A 16,146-nucleotide genomic window follows, 5' to 3' on the forward strand; every position below is an offset into this window, starting at 1 on the left:
GGTCACGCGAGGTCTCCGGACAGCACGCGGGCCACCAGCGTCCGGTGCTCGTCGTCGTCGGTGATCGTGCGGACCTGCTCGCGGCCGTCCTTGACCGTCAGGTACCGCCGCTGCCGCAGGAAGACCTGGCCGTTGCCGAACGCGCGGCCGCACAGGGTTTCCTGCGTGTCGGTGCGGGAGGTGTCCCCCACCAGCGCGCGGAAGTTGTCCTCGAGTTCCTTCCAGTCGCTCCACTCGCGGGGCTGGGTGGTGAACGTGTGGATCACGCTCCAGCGGGTGACCGCGCCCCGGCGTTGCAGCGCGAACCCGGCGTCCTGTTCGACGAGCCGGAACTGGCTGCCGTACTGGGTCTGCACCGCGGGCGACACCGCCAGTGGCTCGACGTAGGTCGGGCCGGGGTAGCCGACGTCCACCAGCCAGCCGGCGCCGTCCAGGGTGACCAGGTTGAACATGTGCTCGACGTCGGTGCCGAAGGTCTCGCGGCCCTCGGCGGTGCTGCCCGCGAGCGGCGTGACGTCGTAGCCCAGTTCGGTGAGCAGCCGGTGGAACAGCCGGTTCAGGTGGTAGCAGGCCCCGCCCCGGCCTTCGGCGATGCTGGTCACGAAGACGTCGTCCTCGTCGAGGTCCACGACGTTCACCGCGTCCCGCAGCTCGTAGGCGAGGCTGTTGTACGGGATCGCCATCAGGTGGTGCTTCTGCAGCTTCGCCAGCGTTTCGAGGTCCACGCCGGTTTCCCCGCCGCAGCCGATCCGCTGGAGATAGGTCTCCACGTCGAACACGTTCACCAACCTTCTTTCAGAGCAGCTCGTTCAGGTGCGCGGCGAGCAGGGCCGGCGTCGGGTGGTCGAAGACGACGCTCGGCGCGATCTTCCGTTCGGTGCGGGCCCGCAGCCGGTTGCGGAGCTCGATCGCGGTGAGCGAGTCGAAGCCGATCTCGAACAGGCCCTGGTCCTCCTCGACCTGGTGGGCGGCGCGGTAGCCGAGCACCGCGGCCACCTGCGCCCGCACCAGGTCGAGGAGGACCTCCGCCCGCTCGGCCGGCTCGAGCCCGGCCAGCCGTCCGGCCCAGTTCTCGTCCACAGTGGACGCGGTGCGGGCTTGCTGCCGCCCCGCGCGGACCAGGCCGCGCAGCAGGTGCGGCACGTCGGTGCCGCCGGCCGCCTCGGCGCGCAGGCCCCGCAGGTCGAGCTGGGCGGGCACCAGCTGGGCCTCGCCCGACCCGACGGCGGCGTCGAAGAGGGCCATGCCGTCCGCGGGGTTCATCGCGACCAGGCCGCCGCGCCGGGTCATCCGGGCCCGGCCGGCTTCGTCGGTGCCGGCCGCCATGCCGCCGGTGGTCTGGTCCCACAGGCCCCACGCCAGCGACTGGCCCGGCAGGCCGGCCGCGCGCCGCTGGGCCACCAGCCCGTCCAGGTACGCGTTGGCCGCCGCGTAGCCGCCGCTCCCGGCGCCCATGAACACCGCGGACACCGAGGAGTAGACGACGAACGCCTGGAGATCGGAGTCCCGGGTCAGCTCGTCGAGGTGCCGGGCAGCGTCGACCTTGGGGGCGAACACCTCGGCCAGCCGGTCCGGCGTCACCGTCCCGATCACCCCGGCGTCGGCGATCCCGGCCGTGTGCACCACGGCGGTCGGCCGGTGCTCGGCCAGCAGGGCCGCCACCTGGTCCCGGTCGGCGACGTCGCAGGCGGCGACGGCCACGTCCGCGCCGAGCGCGGTGAGGTCGGTGACCAGGTCCTTCGCCCCTTCGGCGTCCAGACCGCGCCGGCTGGCCAGCACCAGCTTCCGCACGCCGTGCCGCTCGACCAGGTGCCGGGCGGCGAGGCCGCCGAGCGACCCGGTGCCCCCGGTGATCAGCACCGTCTCGCCGAAGTCCACGTCCGCGGCCTTCGCCGCCGCGCGGGTGAGCCGCGGGACGTGGAGGGCCGTGCCCCGCACCGCGAGCTGCGGCTCGCCGGTGGCCAGCACCGCACCCAGCGGCAGCTCGCCGTCGGTGTCGACGAGGACGATCCGGTCCGGGTTCTCCGCCTGCGCGGCGCGGACCAGGCCCCAGACCGCGGCCCCGGCCGGGTCGGTCACCCCGCCGTCGCCGGCGGGCACCGCGCCCCGGGTCACAATCGCCAGCTTCGTGCCCTCCAGGCCGCCGCCGGCCAGCCAGCACTGGACGACGTCCAGCACCCGGACGGTGAGCTCCAGCGGGTCGTCCCCGGCGGCGTCCATGACGGCCACCGCCGGTGCTTCGGCCGCGCCGGTCAGCACGTCGTCGGCCAGCGTCGCCACCTGCTCGGCGGTCGCCGCCGGGACCCAGGACGGCTCCGGCAGCGTCGTGTCCACCGTAGACAGCCGAGTCCAGTCCACCCGGAACAGCGCCCCGGTGTCCGCCGCCATCGTCAGCTGGTCGTTCGTCACCGGGCGGCCGACCAGCGACTCCAGCGTCACGACCAGGCCACCGGTTTCGTCGACGGCTTCGAGGGACAGGCTGTCCGGCTCGGGCTTGGCCACGCGCACCCGCAGCACCGAGGCGCCTGCCGCGTGCAGCCGGAGGCCGTTCCACGCGAACGGCAGCCGCACCTCGTCGCCGTAGGACTCGGTGTCCGCCGCGGCGCTGACCATGGTCGAGTGCAGGGCCGCGTCCAGCAGCGCGGGGTGGATGCCGAACGCAGCGGCGTCCGTCCCCTCGGGCAGCGCGATCTCGGCGAAGGTTTCCTCGCCGCGCCGCCACACCGCGCGCACGGCCTGGAACGTGGGCCCGTAGCCGTAGCCGACGTCCGCGAGCACGTCGTAGGCGCCGGCGATGTCCACCGCCTTCACGTCGGGCGGCGGCCAGGCGGCGAAGTCGAACCCGGCGGTCCCCCGCGGGCGGTCGTCCGGGGCCAGCACGCCGGTCGCGTGCCGGACCCAGCCGTCCGCGTCCTCGCGCAGGGAGTGGATGTCGACCGTGCGCGAGCCGTCCTCGCCCGGGCCGCCGAGCGCGACCTGGACGCGAACGCCGCCGCGGCGGGGCACCACCAGCGGTGCCTCGATGACCAGCTCGTCGAGCAGCGAGCAGCCGGCTTCGTCGCCGGCCCGCACGGCCAGCTCGACCAGCCCGGTACCGGGGACGATCACGACGTCCCGGACCGCGTGGTCGGCCAGCCAGGGGTGCGAGCGCAGGGACAGCCGCGAGGTGAAGACCAGGCCGTCCGACTGCGGCAGCTCGACGACCGCGCCGAGGAGCGGGTGGTCGGCCCCGGCCAGGCCCAGCGACACGGCGTCGGACGCGGTATCGGTGGCGCGCAGCCAGTAGTGCTCGTGGTCGAAGGCGTACGTCGGCAGGTCGGCCCGGGCGGGCGGCACCAGCGAAGTCCAGTCCACCTCGACCCCGCGCACGAACAGCTCGGCCATCGACGTCAGCAGCCGGCGCAGGCCGCCGTCGTCGCGGCGCAGGGTCCCGGTCACGACCTCGTCGGTGCGCTCGGTGATCGGCTGGACCAGCACCGGGTGGGCGCTGACCTCGACGAACACGCCGTGGCCCTGGTCGAGCAGGGTGTCCACGGCCGCGCCGAACCGCACCTGGCCGCGCAGGTTCCGGTACCAGTAGCCGCCGTCCACGGTCCCCGCGCCGGTGATCCACTCGCCGGTGAGGGTGGACAGGAACGGCACCAGCGGCGCCCGGGCGTCGATCCCCGCCAGAGCTTCGGCCAGCGCCTCCTCGATGTCTTCGACGTGCCGGGTGTGCGAGGCGTAGTCCACCGCGACCTGGCGGACGCGGACCCCTTGGCCGGACAGCGTTTCGAGGGCTTCGGCGAGTGCCTCGGCGTCCCCGGCGACGACCACCGAGGTGGGGCTGTTGACCGCGGCCACCTCGACCCGGCCGGCCCACGGCGCCAAGCGCGTCACGGCGTCTTCTTCGCTCAGTGCAACGGAAGCCATGCCGCCGCGGCCGGAGAGCTTCGCGGCGATGGCCTGGCTGCGCAGCGCGACCACCTTCGCCGCGTCTTCGAGCGACAGCGCCCCGGAGACGCACGCGGCGGCGATCTCGCCCTGGGAGTGGCCGAGCACCGCGTCCGGGACCACCCCGGCCGCCGACCACACCGCGGCCAGGCCGACCATCATCGCCCAGCTCGCGGGCTGGAGGACGTCCACCCGGTAGAGCAGGCCGGGTCCTTCGCCGCGCAGCACGTCGAGCAGGGACCAGTCGACCCACGGTTCGAGGGCGGCCGCGCATTCGGCGATCCGCTCGGCGAACACCGGCGAGGCGTCCAGCAGCTCGCGGCCCATGCCCGCCCACTGCGTCCCCTGGCCCGGGAACACCCAGACGAGCTTGCCCGGCAGGCCGGACGCGGGCACCCGGCCGCTGACCAGGCCCGGCGCGTCCGCACCGCGGGCCAGCGCGCCCAGCCCGGCGCGCGCCTCCTCGGCCGACTCCGCCACCACGACCGCGCGCTCGCCGAACCGGGCGCGGCCCGGCAGGGCACCGGCGACGTCGGCGAGGGGCTCGTCCTCGAGGAAGGCGGCCAGCCGGCGCGCCTGGCCGGCCAGAGCACCGGTGCTGCGGGCCGTCACGACCAGCGGCACGACCCCGCTTTCCCGCGGCTCGTCGGCGATCGGCGGCGGCTCCGGGGCTTCTTCGATGATCAGGTGGGCGTTGGTGCCGCTGATCCCGAACGAGGACACCCCGGCCCGGCGCGGACGGCCGTTCCGCGGCCACTCCCGCGCCTCGGTCAGCAGCGAGACCGCTCCGGCCGACCAGTCGACCTGGCTGGTGGGCCGGTCGACGTGCAGCGTGGGCGGCATGACGCCGTGCCGCAAGGCCTGCACCATCTTGATCACGCCGGCGACCCCGGCGGCCGACTGCGTGTGCCCGAAGTTCGACTTGACCGAGCCGAGCCACAGCGGCGTCTCCGGGTCCCGGTCCCGGCCGTAGGTGGCCAGCAGGGCCTGTGCCTCGATCGGGTCACCCAGCGCGGTGCCGGTGCCGTGGCCCTCCACGATGTCCACATCGGACGGTGCGAGGCCGGCACCGTCGAGCGCCCGGCGGATCACCCGCTGCTGCGAGGGCCCGTTGGGCGCGGTCAGGCCGTTGGACGCGCCGTCGGAGTTGACCGCGCTGCCGCGCAGCACGGCCAGGACGCGGTGGCCGCGTTCGCGGGCCACGGACAGCTGCTCCAGCACGACGACGCCGACACCCTCGGCCCAGCCCGTGCCGTCCGCGCCGTCGGCGTAGGCCTTGCAGCGGCCGTCGCCGGCCAGGCCACGCTGCTTCGCGAACTCGACGAACGTGCCGGGCGTGCCCATCACCGTGACGCCGCCGGCCAGGGCCAGCGAGCACTCGCCCTGGCGCAGGGCCTGCCCGGCCAGGTGCATCGCGACCAGCGACGACGAGCACGCCGTGTCGATCGTGACCGCCGGGCCTTCGAACCCGAAGACGTAGGACACCCGGCCCGACACGACGCTCGAAGCGCCCGCCGTGCTCGCGTAGCCCTCCAGCTCGGCCGGGTCCGCGCCCATCCCGTAGCCCTGGTTGGACACGCCGGCGAACACGCCGACGTCGGCGCCCTTCAGCGAACCCGGGTCGACGCCGGCCCCTTCGAGGGCTTCCCAGGACGCCTCCAGCAGCAGCCGCTGCTGGGGGTCCATGGCCAGTGCTTCCCGCGGCGAGATCCCGAAGAAGGCGGCGTCGAACAGCCCGGCGCCTTCGAGGAACCCGCCCTGGCTGGTGTAGGTCGTGCCGGAGCTGTCGGGGTCGTCGTCGAACAGCGTGTCCAGGTCCCAGCCCCGGTCCTCGGGGAACGGGGACAGTCCTTCGAGGCCCTCGCGGACCAGCCGCCACAGGCCCTCGGGGTCGGTGACGCCGCCGGGCAGCCGGCACGCCATGCCGACGATGGCGATCGGCTCACCGGCGTCCGCGGCGGTCGTCTTCGCCGCCGGGGTGGCCGTCACCGCGTCGCCGAGTTCGTCGCGCAGGAAGCGGGCCAGCGCGACCGGCGTCGGGTAGTCGAAGACCAGCGTGGCCGGCAGCTTCAGCCCGCTCGCCTCGCGCAGCCGGTTGCGCAGTTCCACCGACGTCAGCGAGTCGAAGCCGGTGTCCTTGAACGCGCTGTCCGCGCGGACGGCCTCCGGCCCGGCGTGCCCGAGCACCGAGGCGACCTGCGTGCGGACGACGTCGAGCAGCAGCGCCTCCTGCTCGGCCGGGGCCAGCCCGGCGAGCCGCCCGGCCAGCCCGCGGTCCACTGTGGACGCCGCGCGGGCCTGCTGCCTGCCCGGGCGGACCAGGCCGCGCAGCAGGTGCGGCACGGTCGCGCCGGCCCGCGTCCTGCGCAGGTCCAGCTTGACCGGGACGACGAGCCCCGGCGGCGCCGCGTCGAACAGCTCCATGCCCTCGGCGGGCGAAATGGCCAGGACACCGCCGCGGCTCGCGCGCGCCTGGTCGGCGCCGCCGAGGTGCGCGGTCATGCCGTCGGTCTGCTCCCACAGGCCCCAGGCCAGCGCCGTCCCCGGCAGGCCCGCGGCCCGGCGGTTGGCGACCACGGCGTCCAGGTAGGCGTTGGCGGCGGCGTAGTTGCCCTGTCCCGCGGAGCCGAAGACCCCGGACGCGGACGAGAACACGACGAAGGCGGCGAGGTCGGACTCGCGGGTGAGCTCGTCGAGGTGGCGGACCGCGTCGACCTTGGGCGCGAACACCTTGGCCAGCCGCTCGCGCGTCAGCGACTCGAAGACGCCGTCGTCCAAGACACCCGCGGTGTGCACGACGGCGGTCGGCCGGTGCTCGGCCAGCAGCGCCGCGACCTGGTCCCGGTCGGCCAGATCGGCCGCGACCACGGAGACCTCGGCACCCTGGGCGGTGAGTTCCGCGGTCAGCTCGGCCATGCCCTCGGCGTCGGGCCCCCGGCGGCTCGCGAGCACCAGCCGCCGGACGCCGTGCCGGGCCACCAGGTGCCGGGCGGTGAGCACGCCCAGCGAACCGGCGCCGGAGATCAGGACCGTCCCCCCGGTCACGGCCGGGGCCTCCGCGGCCTCGGCGCGCGCGAGCCGGGGAGCCGTCAGGGTCGTGCCCCGGACGGCGACCTGCGGCTCACCGGAGGCCAGCACCGCGCCCAGCGGGACGGCGCCGTCGGTGTCCAGCAGGACGACCCGGTCCGGGTTCTCCGCCTGGGCGGCCCGCAGCAGGCCCCACACCGCCGCCCCGGCCGGGTCGCGCACGACGCCGTCACCGGCGGGCACCGCGCCCCGGGTCACCACGACCAACCGGGCTTCCTCGGCCGCATCGGCGAGGAACTTCTGCACGGCTTCCAGCACCCGGCCGGTGAGTTCCAGGGGATCCGCTTCGCCGGACGCTTCGAGCACCTCGACGTGGTCCGCGGGCGCTTCACCGTCCACAGCGGACAATTCGGCCCACTCCAGGCGGAACAACGCGTCCCGGTGGGCCGCCGCGTCCAGCTGCTCGGCCGACACCGGCCGCGAGACCAGCGAATCCGCCGTGACGACAAGACCGCCTGCCTCGTCCGCGGCCTCGACCGACAGGGCGTCCGGGCCGCTCGGGGCGAGCCGCACCCGCAGCGCCGACGCCCCGGCCGCGTGCAGCACCAGGCCGTTCCAGGCGAACGGCAGCACCGGCCGTCCCGGCTCTTCCGTCGTGACGGCACCGGCCATGCCCGCGTGCAGGGCCGCGTCCAGCAGTCCGGGGTGGATGCCGAACCGGGCCGCGTCCGCGCGTTCGTCTTCGGACAGGACGACCTCGGCGAAGATCTCGTCACCGCGCCGCCACACCGCCCGCAGGCCGCGGAAGGAGGGCCCGTAGGCGTACCCGCGCTCGACGAGCCCGTCGTAGAAGTCCTCGACGTCGACCCGACGGCCGCCGGGCGGCGGCCAGGCGGTGAAGTCGAACGGTTCCGGCGCCGCCGTCATCGAAGCGAGGAAGCCGGTGGCGTGCCGCGTCCACACCTCCGCGCCGGCGTCTTCGCGCAGGGAGTACACCTCGACCGTGCGCGAGCCGGTCTCCCCCGGTGCGCCACGACGACCTGCACCCGGACCCCGCCGCTCTCGGGCACGACCAGCGGCGCTTCGATGACGAGCTCCTCGAGCACCGGGCAGCCGGCCTCGTCCCCGGCCCGGACCGCCAGCTCGACGAGGCCGGTGCCCGCGACGAGCACCACCCCGCCGATGACGTGGTCGGCCAGCCACGGGTGCGACTTGAGCGACAGCCGGGAGGTGCAGACCAGGCCGTCCGACTGCGGCAGCCGGACCACCGCGCCGAGCAGCGGGTGGTCGGCCGCGACCTGCCCGAGCGCCGCCGCGTCGGTGGCCTGCGCGGCCGGGTGGAGCCAGTAGTTCTGCTGGTCGAAGGCGTACTTCGGCAGGTCGACGAACCCGGTCGCGGCCGGCAGCAGCGCGGACCAGTCGACGGTGGTGCCGCGGACGAACAGCTCGGCGACCGCGGCGAGCAGCGCCGCCTCCTCGGGCCGGTCGTCCCGCAGCGCGGCCACGCAGGGGACGTCGGCCGTCTCCTCGACCAGCCCGGTCAGCGCCGCTCCCGGCCCGAGTTCCACGAAGCGGGTGGCGCCGGAGGCCGCGATGCCCTCGGCGAACCGCACCGGCCGCCGCACGTGTTCGGCCCAGTAGCCCGGCTCGGTGAGCTCACCGGGCCCGGCGAGCCTGCCGGTCACGTTGGAGACGACCGGGATCTCCGGTTCGTGCCAGGTCACGCCGGCCAGTTCGGCGGCGAACTCCGCGAGCATCGGCGCCATCCGCGCGGAGTGGAACGCGTGCGACACCTTGAGCTGCTTGGTCTTGTGCCCGCGCTCGCGCATCCGGGCGGCGGCCGCGAGGACCGCGTCTTCGTCGCCGGAGAGGACCACCGCCGCCGGGCCGTTGACGGCGGCGAGTTCGACCCCCTCGCCGAGCAGCCCGGCGACCTCGGCTTCGGAGGCGGCGACGGCGGCCATCGCCCCGCCCGGCGGCAGCGCCTGCATCAGCCGGCCCCGCGCGGCGACGATCCGCGCCGCGTCCGGCAGGGAGAACACGCCCGCGCAGTACGCGGCGGTGATCTCGCCGATCGAGTGGCCGATCACCACGTCCGGCCGGACACCCCAGGACTCCGCGAGGCGGAACAGCGCGCTCTCCACCGCGAACAGCCCGGCCTGGGTGAACACCGTCTGGTCCAGCAGCCCGGTTTCCGCGGGCACCTTGCCCAGCACGACGTCCCGCACGCGGTGGCCGGCGCGACCGGCCAGGCAGGTGTCCAGCTGCTCGCAGGCCTCGTCGAACGCCGTCGCGAACACGGCGTACCGGTCGTAGAGCTCGCGGCCCATGCCGAGCCGCTGCGAACCCTGGCCGGGGAAGACGAACCCGACCTTGCCCGGCCGGGCCGATCCGGTCACCACGCCGGGCGCGCGGTCCCCGCGGGCCACCGCCCGCAGCCCGGCCACCGCTTCGGCGTCGGTCCCGGCGACCACGACCGCGCGGTCGCCGAGCAGGGCCCGGCTCGACAGCAACCCGCTCGCCATGCGAGTCCTCGACACGCCGGTTTCCAGTGCGTCGGCGAGCCGGCCGGCCTGGGCCGCCAGTGACGCGGGGCTGCCGGCCGAAACGACCAGCGGCACCGGCCCCTCGGCCACCGGCTCGTCGGCGCCGGTCTCCGCCGGGGGCGCCTCCTCCAGGATCAGGTGCGCGTTCGTCCCGCTGATCCCGAACGCGGAGACACCGGCCCGGCGCGGCCGGTCGACGGCGGGCCACGCGCGCGGCTCGGTCAGCAGCTCCACCGAGCCTGCCGACCAGTCGACCTCCGGCGTCGGCTCAGCCACGTGCAGGGTCGGCGGCAGGGAGCCGTGCCGCAGCGCCTGCACCATCTTGATCACGCCCGCGACCCCGGCGGCCGCCTGCGTGTGCCCGAAGTTCGACTTGACCGAGCCGAGGTACAGGGGCCGCTCGCGACCCTGGCCGTAGGTCGCCAGCAGCGCCTGCGCTTCGATCGGGTCGCCGAGCGCGGTGCCCGTGCCGTGCGCCTCCACGGCGTCCACATCGGACGCCACCAGCCCGGCCCCGGACAGGGCCTTGCGGATCACGCGCTGCTGCGAAGGGCCGTTCGGGGCGGTGAGGCCGTTGGACGCACCGTCCTGGTTGACCGCGCTGCCGCGGATCACCGCCAGGATGCGGTGCCCGCGCTCCTGCGCCACGGAAAGCCGTTCGAGGACGAGCACCCCGGCGCCCTCGGCCCAGCCGGTGCCGTCCGCGGTCGAGGAGAACGCCTTGGAGCGGCCGTCGGCGGCCAGCACCCGCTGGCGGGAGAACGCGACGAAGGTGCCGGGCGTCGGCATCACCGTGGCGCCACCGGCGAGCGCCATCGAGCACTCGCCCGCGCGCAGGGCCTGCGCGGCGAGGTGGATGGCCACCAGCGACGACGAGCACGCCGTGTCGATGGTGACCGCCGGGCCTTCGAGCCCGAAGGTGTAGGACACCCGGCCCGACGCCACGCTGGAGGCCGCCCCGATGCCCGCGAAGGCTTCGAGGTCCGGCGTGATCGCCCCGGCGCCGTAGCCCTGGGTGAACACGCCGGAGAACACGCCGACGTCGCTGCCCTTCAGCGAAAGCGGGTCGACCCCGGCGTCTTCCAGCGCCTCCCACGACGTCTCCAGCAGCACCCGCTGCTGCGGGTCCATGACCAGGGCCTCGCGCGGCGAGATGCCGAACAGGCCCGCGTCGAACAGCCCCGCGCCGCGCAGGAAGCCGCCCTGGCTGGTGTAGGACGTCCCCGGGTTGTCCGGGTCCGGGTCGAACAGGCCGTCCAGCTCCCAGCCGCGGTCGCCGGGGAAGTCCGAGAGGGCGTCGACGCCGCCGGCCACCAGCCGCCACAGGTCTTCGGGCGAGGCCACGCCCCCGGGGAACCGGCAGGCCATCCCGACGACGGCGAGCGGCTCGTCGGCGTGCCGGGCGCCCTGCTTGCGCAGGCTGTGCAGCTCCGCCGTGACGCGCTTGAGGTACTTGAGGAGTTTCTCGTCCGTGGCCATTCCTGTGTCCTCACAAGGGTTTGCTGGAGCGTGGGTCTCGGTCCGGATCAGGTGAGGCCCAGCTCCTCGTCGATGAAGTCGAGGACTTCGTCGGCGGACGCGGCGTCCAGCCGGTCCGCCAGCGTGGTTTCGTCCGTCTGGCCGCCCACGCCGTTGCAGCGGGCCACCAGGCCCTGCAGCCGGAGGGTGAGCCCGGTCTTCGTGGAGTCGTCGAGCACCAGCCCGCCGAGCAGCGCCTCGACGTCTTCGAGCCGGGCGTGCACGACCGAAAGGGCGTCGTCGCCGTCCCCGAGCTCGTCGCGCAGGTGGCGGGCGAGGACCAGCGGGGTCGGGTAGTCGAAGGCGAGCGTCGCGGGCAGCTTCAGCCCGGTGCTCTCCCGCAGCCGGTTGCGCAGGTCGACCGAGGTGAGCGAGTCGAACCCGGCGTCCTTGAACGCGGTGTCGGCGCGGACCGCGTCCGGCCCGGCGTGCCCGAGCACCGCCGCGACCTGGTTCCGGACCAGCTCGACCAGCAGCGCCTCCCGCTCGGGCGCGGCCAGCCCGGCCAGCCGCTGCTTCAGCGAGCCGTCCACTGCGGACGCGCCCTGCGCCTGCCGTCGCCCGGTGCGGACCAGGCCGCGCAGCAGGTGCGGCACGGCGCCACCGGCCCGCACCTCGCGCAGGTCCAGCTTGACCGGGACGAGCAGCGGGGGCGGCGCGCCCAGTGCCGCGTCGAACAGGGCCATGCCTTCCTCGGCGGTGATCGGCCGGACGCCGCCGCGGCTCATCCGGGCCTGGTCGGTGCCGCCGAGGTGCGCGGTCATGCCGGTGGCCCGTTCCCACAGGCCCCAGGCCAGCGACCGGCCGGGCAGGCCCGCCGCCCGGCGGCTCGCCATCGCCGCGTCCAGGAAGGCGTTCGCGGCCGCGTAGTTGCCCTGGCCCGGCGAGCCGAAGACGCCGGAGCCGGAGGAGAACACGACGAACGCGTCGAGGTCCCGGTCGCGGGTGAGCTCGTCCAGGTGGCGGACGGCGTCGACCTTCGGGGCGAAGACCCTGGCCAGCCGGTCCGGGGTCAGCGTCCCGATGACGCCGTCGTCGAGGACGCCCGCGGTGTGGATGACGCTCGCCGGCCGGTGCTCGTCGAGCAGGGCGGCCACCTGGGCACGGTCGGCCAGGTCGCAGGCGACGACGGAGACGTCCGCGCCTTCGCCGGTGAGGTCGGTGACGAGGTCCTTCGCACCGTCGGCGTCGAGGCCGCGGCGGCTGGCGAGCACGAGTTTCCGCACGCCGTGGTGGGAGACCAGGTGCCGCGCGACGATCTCGCCGAGCACCCCGGCCCCGGAGACGAGGACCGTCCCTTGTAGACCGTCCGCCGGGGCCGCGTCGGCGCGCGCCAGGCGGGGGACGTAGAGGGCGGCGCCGCGCACGGCGAGCTGGGGCTCACCGGTGGCGAGCACCGCACCGACCGGGATTTCGCCGTCGGTGTCGAGCAGGACGATCCGGTCCGGGTTCTCCGCCTGGGCGGACCGGACGAGACCCCAGACCGCGGCCGCGGCCGGGTCGGTCACCGGGGTGTCCCCGGCGGGGACCGCGCCGCGGGTCACCACGACCAGGCGCTCGGCTTCCGGCTCGGTCAGCCAGGTCTGGAGCTTTTCCAGGACCCGGGAAGTGGCGGCCAGCGGGGAGTCGCCGCCGGGGACCTCCAGCACGTCGGCGACCCCGTCGGCCTGCGGGCTCCCGGGCAGCTCGATCCAGTTCACCTGGAACAGCGCGTCCGTGCCGCTCGGCGGTCCGACGGACACCGACCGCCGCACCACTTCGTTCGCCGTGAGGACCAGGTTGCCGGCGCCGTCGACCGCCTCCAGGGCGCCGCCGGGCCCCAGCCGGACCTGCAGCGTCGACGCTCCTTCGGCGTGGAGGGTCACCCCGCGCCATTCCACGGCCGTCAGACCGTCGTCGCCGGTCAGGGCCGCGTCCAGGAGCACCGGGTGGATGGCGAACGCGCCGGCGGCCACGTCGCCGGGCAGGGAGACTTCGGCGAAGAGCTCGTCGCCGGTCTGCCGTGTGGCGGGCGGCGGCGTCGCCGAGAGCGTGCCGGTGGCGTGCCGGGTCCACTCGTCGTCGGCGGCGTCGTCGGGCTGGGAGTACACCTCCAGCGGGCGGACACCCGTTTCGTCCGGCCCGCCCACCATGACCTGCACCCGGAGCGCGCCGCGGTCCGGCAGCACCGGCGGTGTCTCGATGACGAGCTCGGCCAGCACCGGGGTCCCGGCCTCGTCCCCGGCCCGGATGGCCAGCTCGACCAGCGCCGCGGCGGGCACGACGACCACGTCGTCGAGGGTGTGGCCGGCCAGCCACGGCTGCGTCTTCAGCGACCACCGCGAGGTGCTGACCAGGCCGCCGGTCTGCGGCAACCGCACGACCGGGCCCGCGGTGCCGGTCGCGGTCTCGAGGTACTGCAGCCAGTAGTGCCGGTGGTCGAAGGCGTACGTCGGCAGGTCCACCCGGGCGGGCGGCACCAGCGTCGCCCAGTCGACGTCGACGCCGCGGACGAACAGCTCGGCCATCGACGTCAGCAGCCGCCGGAGACCGCCGTCCTCCCGCCGCAGGGTGCCGGTCACGACCGAGTCGTCGGCCACGTCGCTGATCGCCTGCACGAGCACCGGGTGCGCGCTGAGCTCGACGAACACCCGGTGGCCCGAGCCGAGCAGCTCGGCCACCGCCGGGCCGAAGCCGACCTGGTTGCGCAGGTTCCGGTACCAGTAATCGCCGTCGAAGACACCCGCGTCGCGGATCCAGTCGCCGGTGAGGGTGGAGAAGAACGGCAGCGACGGCGCCTGGGCCTCGATCCCGGCCAGCGCTTCGGCCAGTGGCTCCTGGATGTCCTCGACGTGCCGGGTGTGCGAGGCGTAGTCCACGGCGACCCGCCGGACCCGGATTTCCTGTGCCGCCAACGCTTCGAGGGCCTGGTCGAGGGCTTCGGCGTCCCCCGCGATCACCACCGACGACGGGCTGTTGACCGCGGCCACCTCGACCCGGTCCGCCCACGGTGTCAGCTGTGCGAGGGCGGCTTCCTCGCTCAACGCGACCGACGCCATCCCGCCGCGGCCGGCCAGCTTCGCCGCGATGGCCTGGCTGCGCAACGCCACCACTTTCGCCGCTTCCTGCAGCGACAACGCACCCGACACGCAGGCCGCGGCGATCTCGCCCTGGGAGTGCCCCACCACCGCGTCGGGCCGGACGCCCACGGACTGCCACACGGCGGCCAGGCCGACCATCACCGCGAAGCAGGCGGGCTGCAGGACGTCGACCCGGTCCAGGTCGCCCTCGCCGCGGAGGACGTCGACCAGCGACCAGTCCGTCCACGGTTCGAGGGCGGCCGCGCACTCGCCGATCCGCTCGGCGAACACCGCTGAGGAGTCCAGGAGTTCCCGGCCCATGCCCACCCACTGCGAACCCTGGCCAGGGAAGACCCAAACGAGCTTGCCCGGGACGCCCGAAGCGGCCACCGTGCCGGTCACGACGTCGGCCGGGGTTTCCCCGCGGGCCAGCGCTTCCAACCCGGCCGTCGCCTCCTCGCGGGTCTCCGCGACCACGACGGCCCGGTCCGCGAACAGCGATCGGCCGGCGAGCAGTGCCCCGGCGACCTCGGGCAGGGACGCGTCCGTCTCGCCGAGGAACGCGGCCAGCCGCCCGGCCTGGCCCGCCAGGGCGCCGCGGGCCGACACGACCACCGGCACGACACCGGTGACGGGCTCGGCGGCGGCCGGCTTCTCCTCGGGGCTTCTTCCAGGATGAGGTGCGCGTTGGTCCCGCTGATCCCGAACGAGGACACCCCGGCGCGGCGCGGCCGGCCGGTCCGCGGCCACTCCCGTGCCCCGGTCAGCAGCTCCACGGCACCGGCGGACCAGTCGACCTCGGTCGACGGCTCGTCGACGTGCAGGGTCGGGGGCAGCACGCCGTGGCGCAGCGCCTGCACCATCTTGATCACGCTGGCCACGCCCGCGGCCGCCTGCGTGTGCCCGATGTTCGACTTCACCGAGCCCAGCCACAGCGGCTGCTCCGGATCGCGGTCCTTGCCGTAGGTGGCCAGCAACGCCTGCGCCTCGATCGGGTCGCCCAGCGTCGTGCCCGTGCCGTGGCCTTCCACGGCGTCCACATCGGACGGTGACAGCCCGGCTTCGGCCAGCGCGGCGCGGATGACCCGCTGCTGCGACGGGCCGTTGGGCGCGGTGAGCCCGTTCGAAGCGCCGTCCTGGTTGACCGCGATGCCGCGCAGCACGGCCAGCACCTTGTGCCCGCGCTCGCGGGCGACCGACAGCCGCTCCAGCGCGATGACGCCGACGCCCTCGGCCAGTCCCATGCCGTCGGCGCTGTCCGCGAACGCCTTGCAGCGCCCGTCCATGGCGAGCCCGCGCTGCCGCGAGAACGAGACGAAGGAGCCGGGCTGGGCCATCACCATCGCGCCGCCGGCCAGTGCCATCGAGCACTCGCCGCGGCGCAGGGCCTGCGCGGCCAGGTGCATCGCCACCAGCGACGACGAGCACCCGGTGTCGACGGTGACCGCCGGGCCCTCCAGGCCGAGGACGTACGACACCCGGCCGGAGGCGATGCACGGTGCCGCGCCGGTGCCGACGAAGCCCTCCAACTCGGGCGCGACCACGCCGCTGCCGGCGCCGTAGCCCATGCTCGCGACGCCGGTGAACACGCCGACGTCGCTGCCCTTCAGCGAAAGCGGGTCGGTGCCGGTGCGTTCGACGGCTTCCCAGGACGTCTCCAGCAGCAGCCGCTGCTGCGGGTCCATGGCGACGGCTTCGCGCGGCGAGATCCCGAAGAACCCCGCGTCGAAGAGGCCGGCGTCGTGGAGGAAGCCGCCCTGGTCGGTGTAGGTCGTGCCCGGCCGGTCGGGGTCCGGGTCGACGAGCCCGTCGACGTCCCAGCCGCGGTCGCCGGGGAACGCGGAGACCGCGTCGGTGCCCTCGGCCACCAGCCGCCACAGGTCCTCGGGCGAGGCCACGCCGCCGGGGTACCGGCACGCCATGGCGACGATGGCGATCGGCTCCCGCGCCTGGTCCTCGACCTCGCGCAGCCGCGTGCGGGCGTCGCGGGCGTCGGCGATGGCCCGCTTGAGGTAATCGCGGAGCTGTCCCTCGTCAGCCACTGAACTCAACTCCCAGAAGTC

Annotated in this window: 3 protein-coding genes and 1 pseudogene; all 4 read right to left on the minus strand. The window is 75.0% G+C overall.

The genetic code is table 11. The features are described 5' to 3' along the window. Positions 1-2: 2 nt before the first annotated feature. The 4 genes and pseudogenes from HUT10_RS24250 to HUT10_RS24260 all read right to left on the minus strand — a co-directional run bounded on the left by HUT10_RS24250 (position 3) and on the right by HUT10_RS24260 (position 16,125). Entirely contained in the window at positions 3-785 is a 783-nt protein-coding gene (locus tag HUT10_RS24250; protein ID WP_176173311.1) for an arylamine N-acetyltransferase, read from the minus strand. 10 nt (positions 786-795) lie between these two features. Further along, positions 796-7,956, minus strand: a complete 7,161-nt coding sequence (locus tag HUT10_RS24255; RefSeq protein ID WP_368660775.1) for an SDR family NAD(P)-dependent oxidoreductase — start codon at positions 7,954-7,956, stop codon at positions 796-798. Next, a complete protein-coding gene (locus tag HUT10_RS52270; RefSeq protein ID WP_368660776.1) occupies positions 7,884-10,985 on the minus strand; it encodes a type I polyketide synthase in 3,102 nt (1,033 codons plus the stop codon). The genes HUT10_RS24255 and HUT10_RS52270 overlap by 73 nt, the downstream gene beginning before the upstream one ends. 47 nt (positions 10,986-11,032) lie before the next feature. Continuing rightward, positions 11,033-16,125: pseudogene (locus tag HUT10_RS24260) on the minus strand (acyltransferase domain-containing protein). Positions 16,126-16,146: the final 21 nt, after the last annotated feature.

The organism is Amycolatopsis sp. Hca4 (assembly GCF_013364075.1).
GTDB lineage: Bacteria > Actinomycetota > Actinomycetes > Mycobacteriales > Pseudonocardiaceae > Amycolatopsis.

Bases quoted from the DNA above. Each gene is read 5' to 3' on its own strand.
- HUT10_RS52270 (WP_368660776.1), bottom strand. From the start codon at position 10,985: ATGGCCACGGACGAGAAACTCCTCAAGTACCTCAAGCGCGTCACGGCG.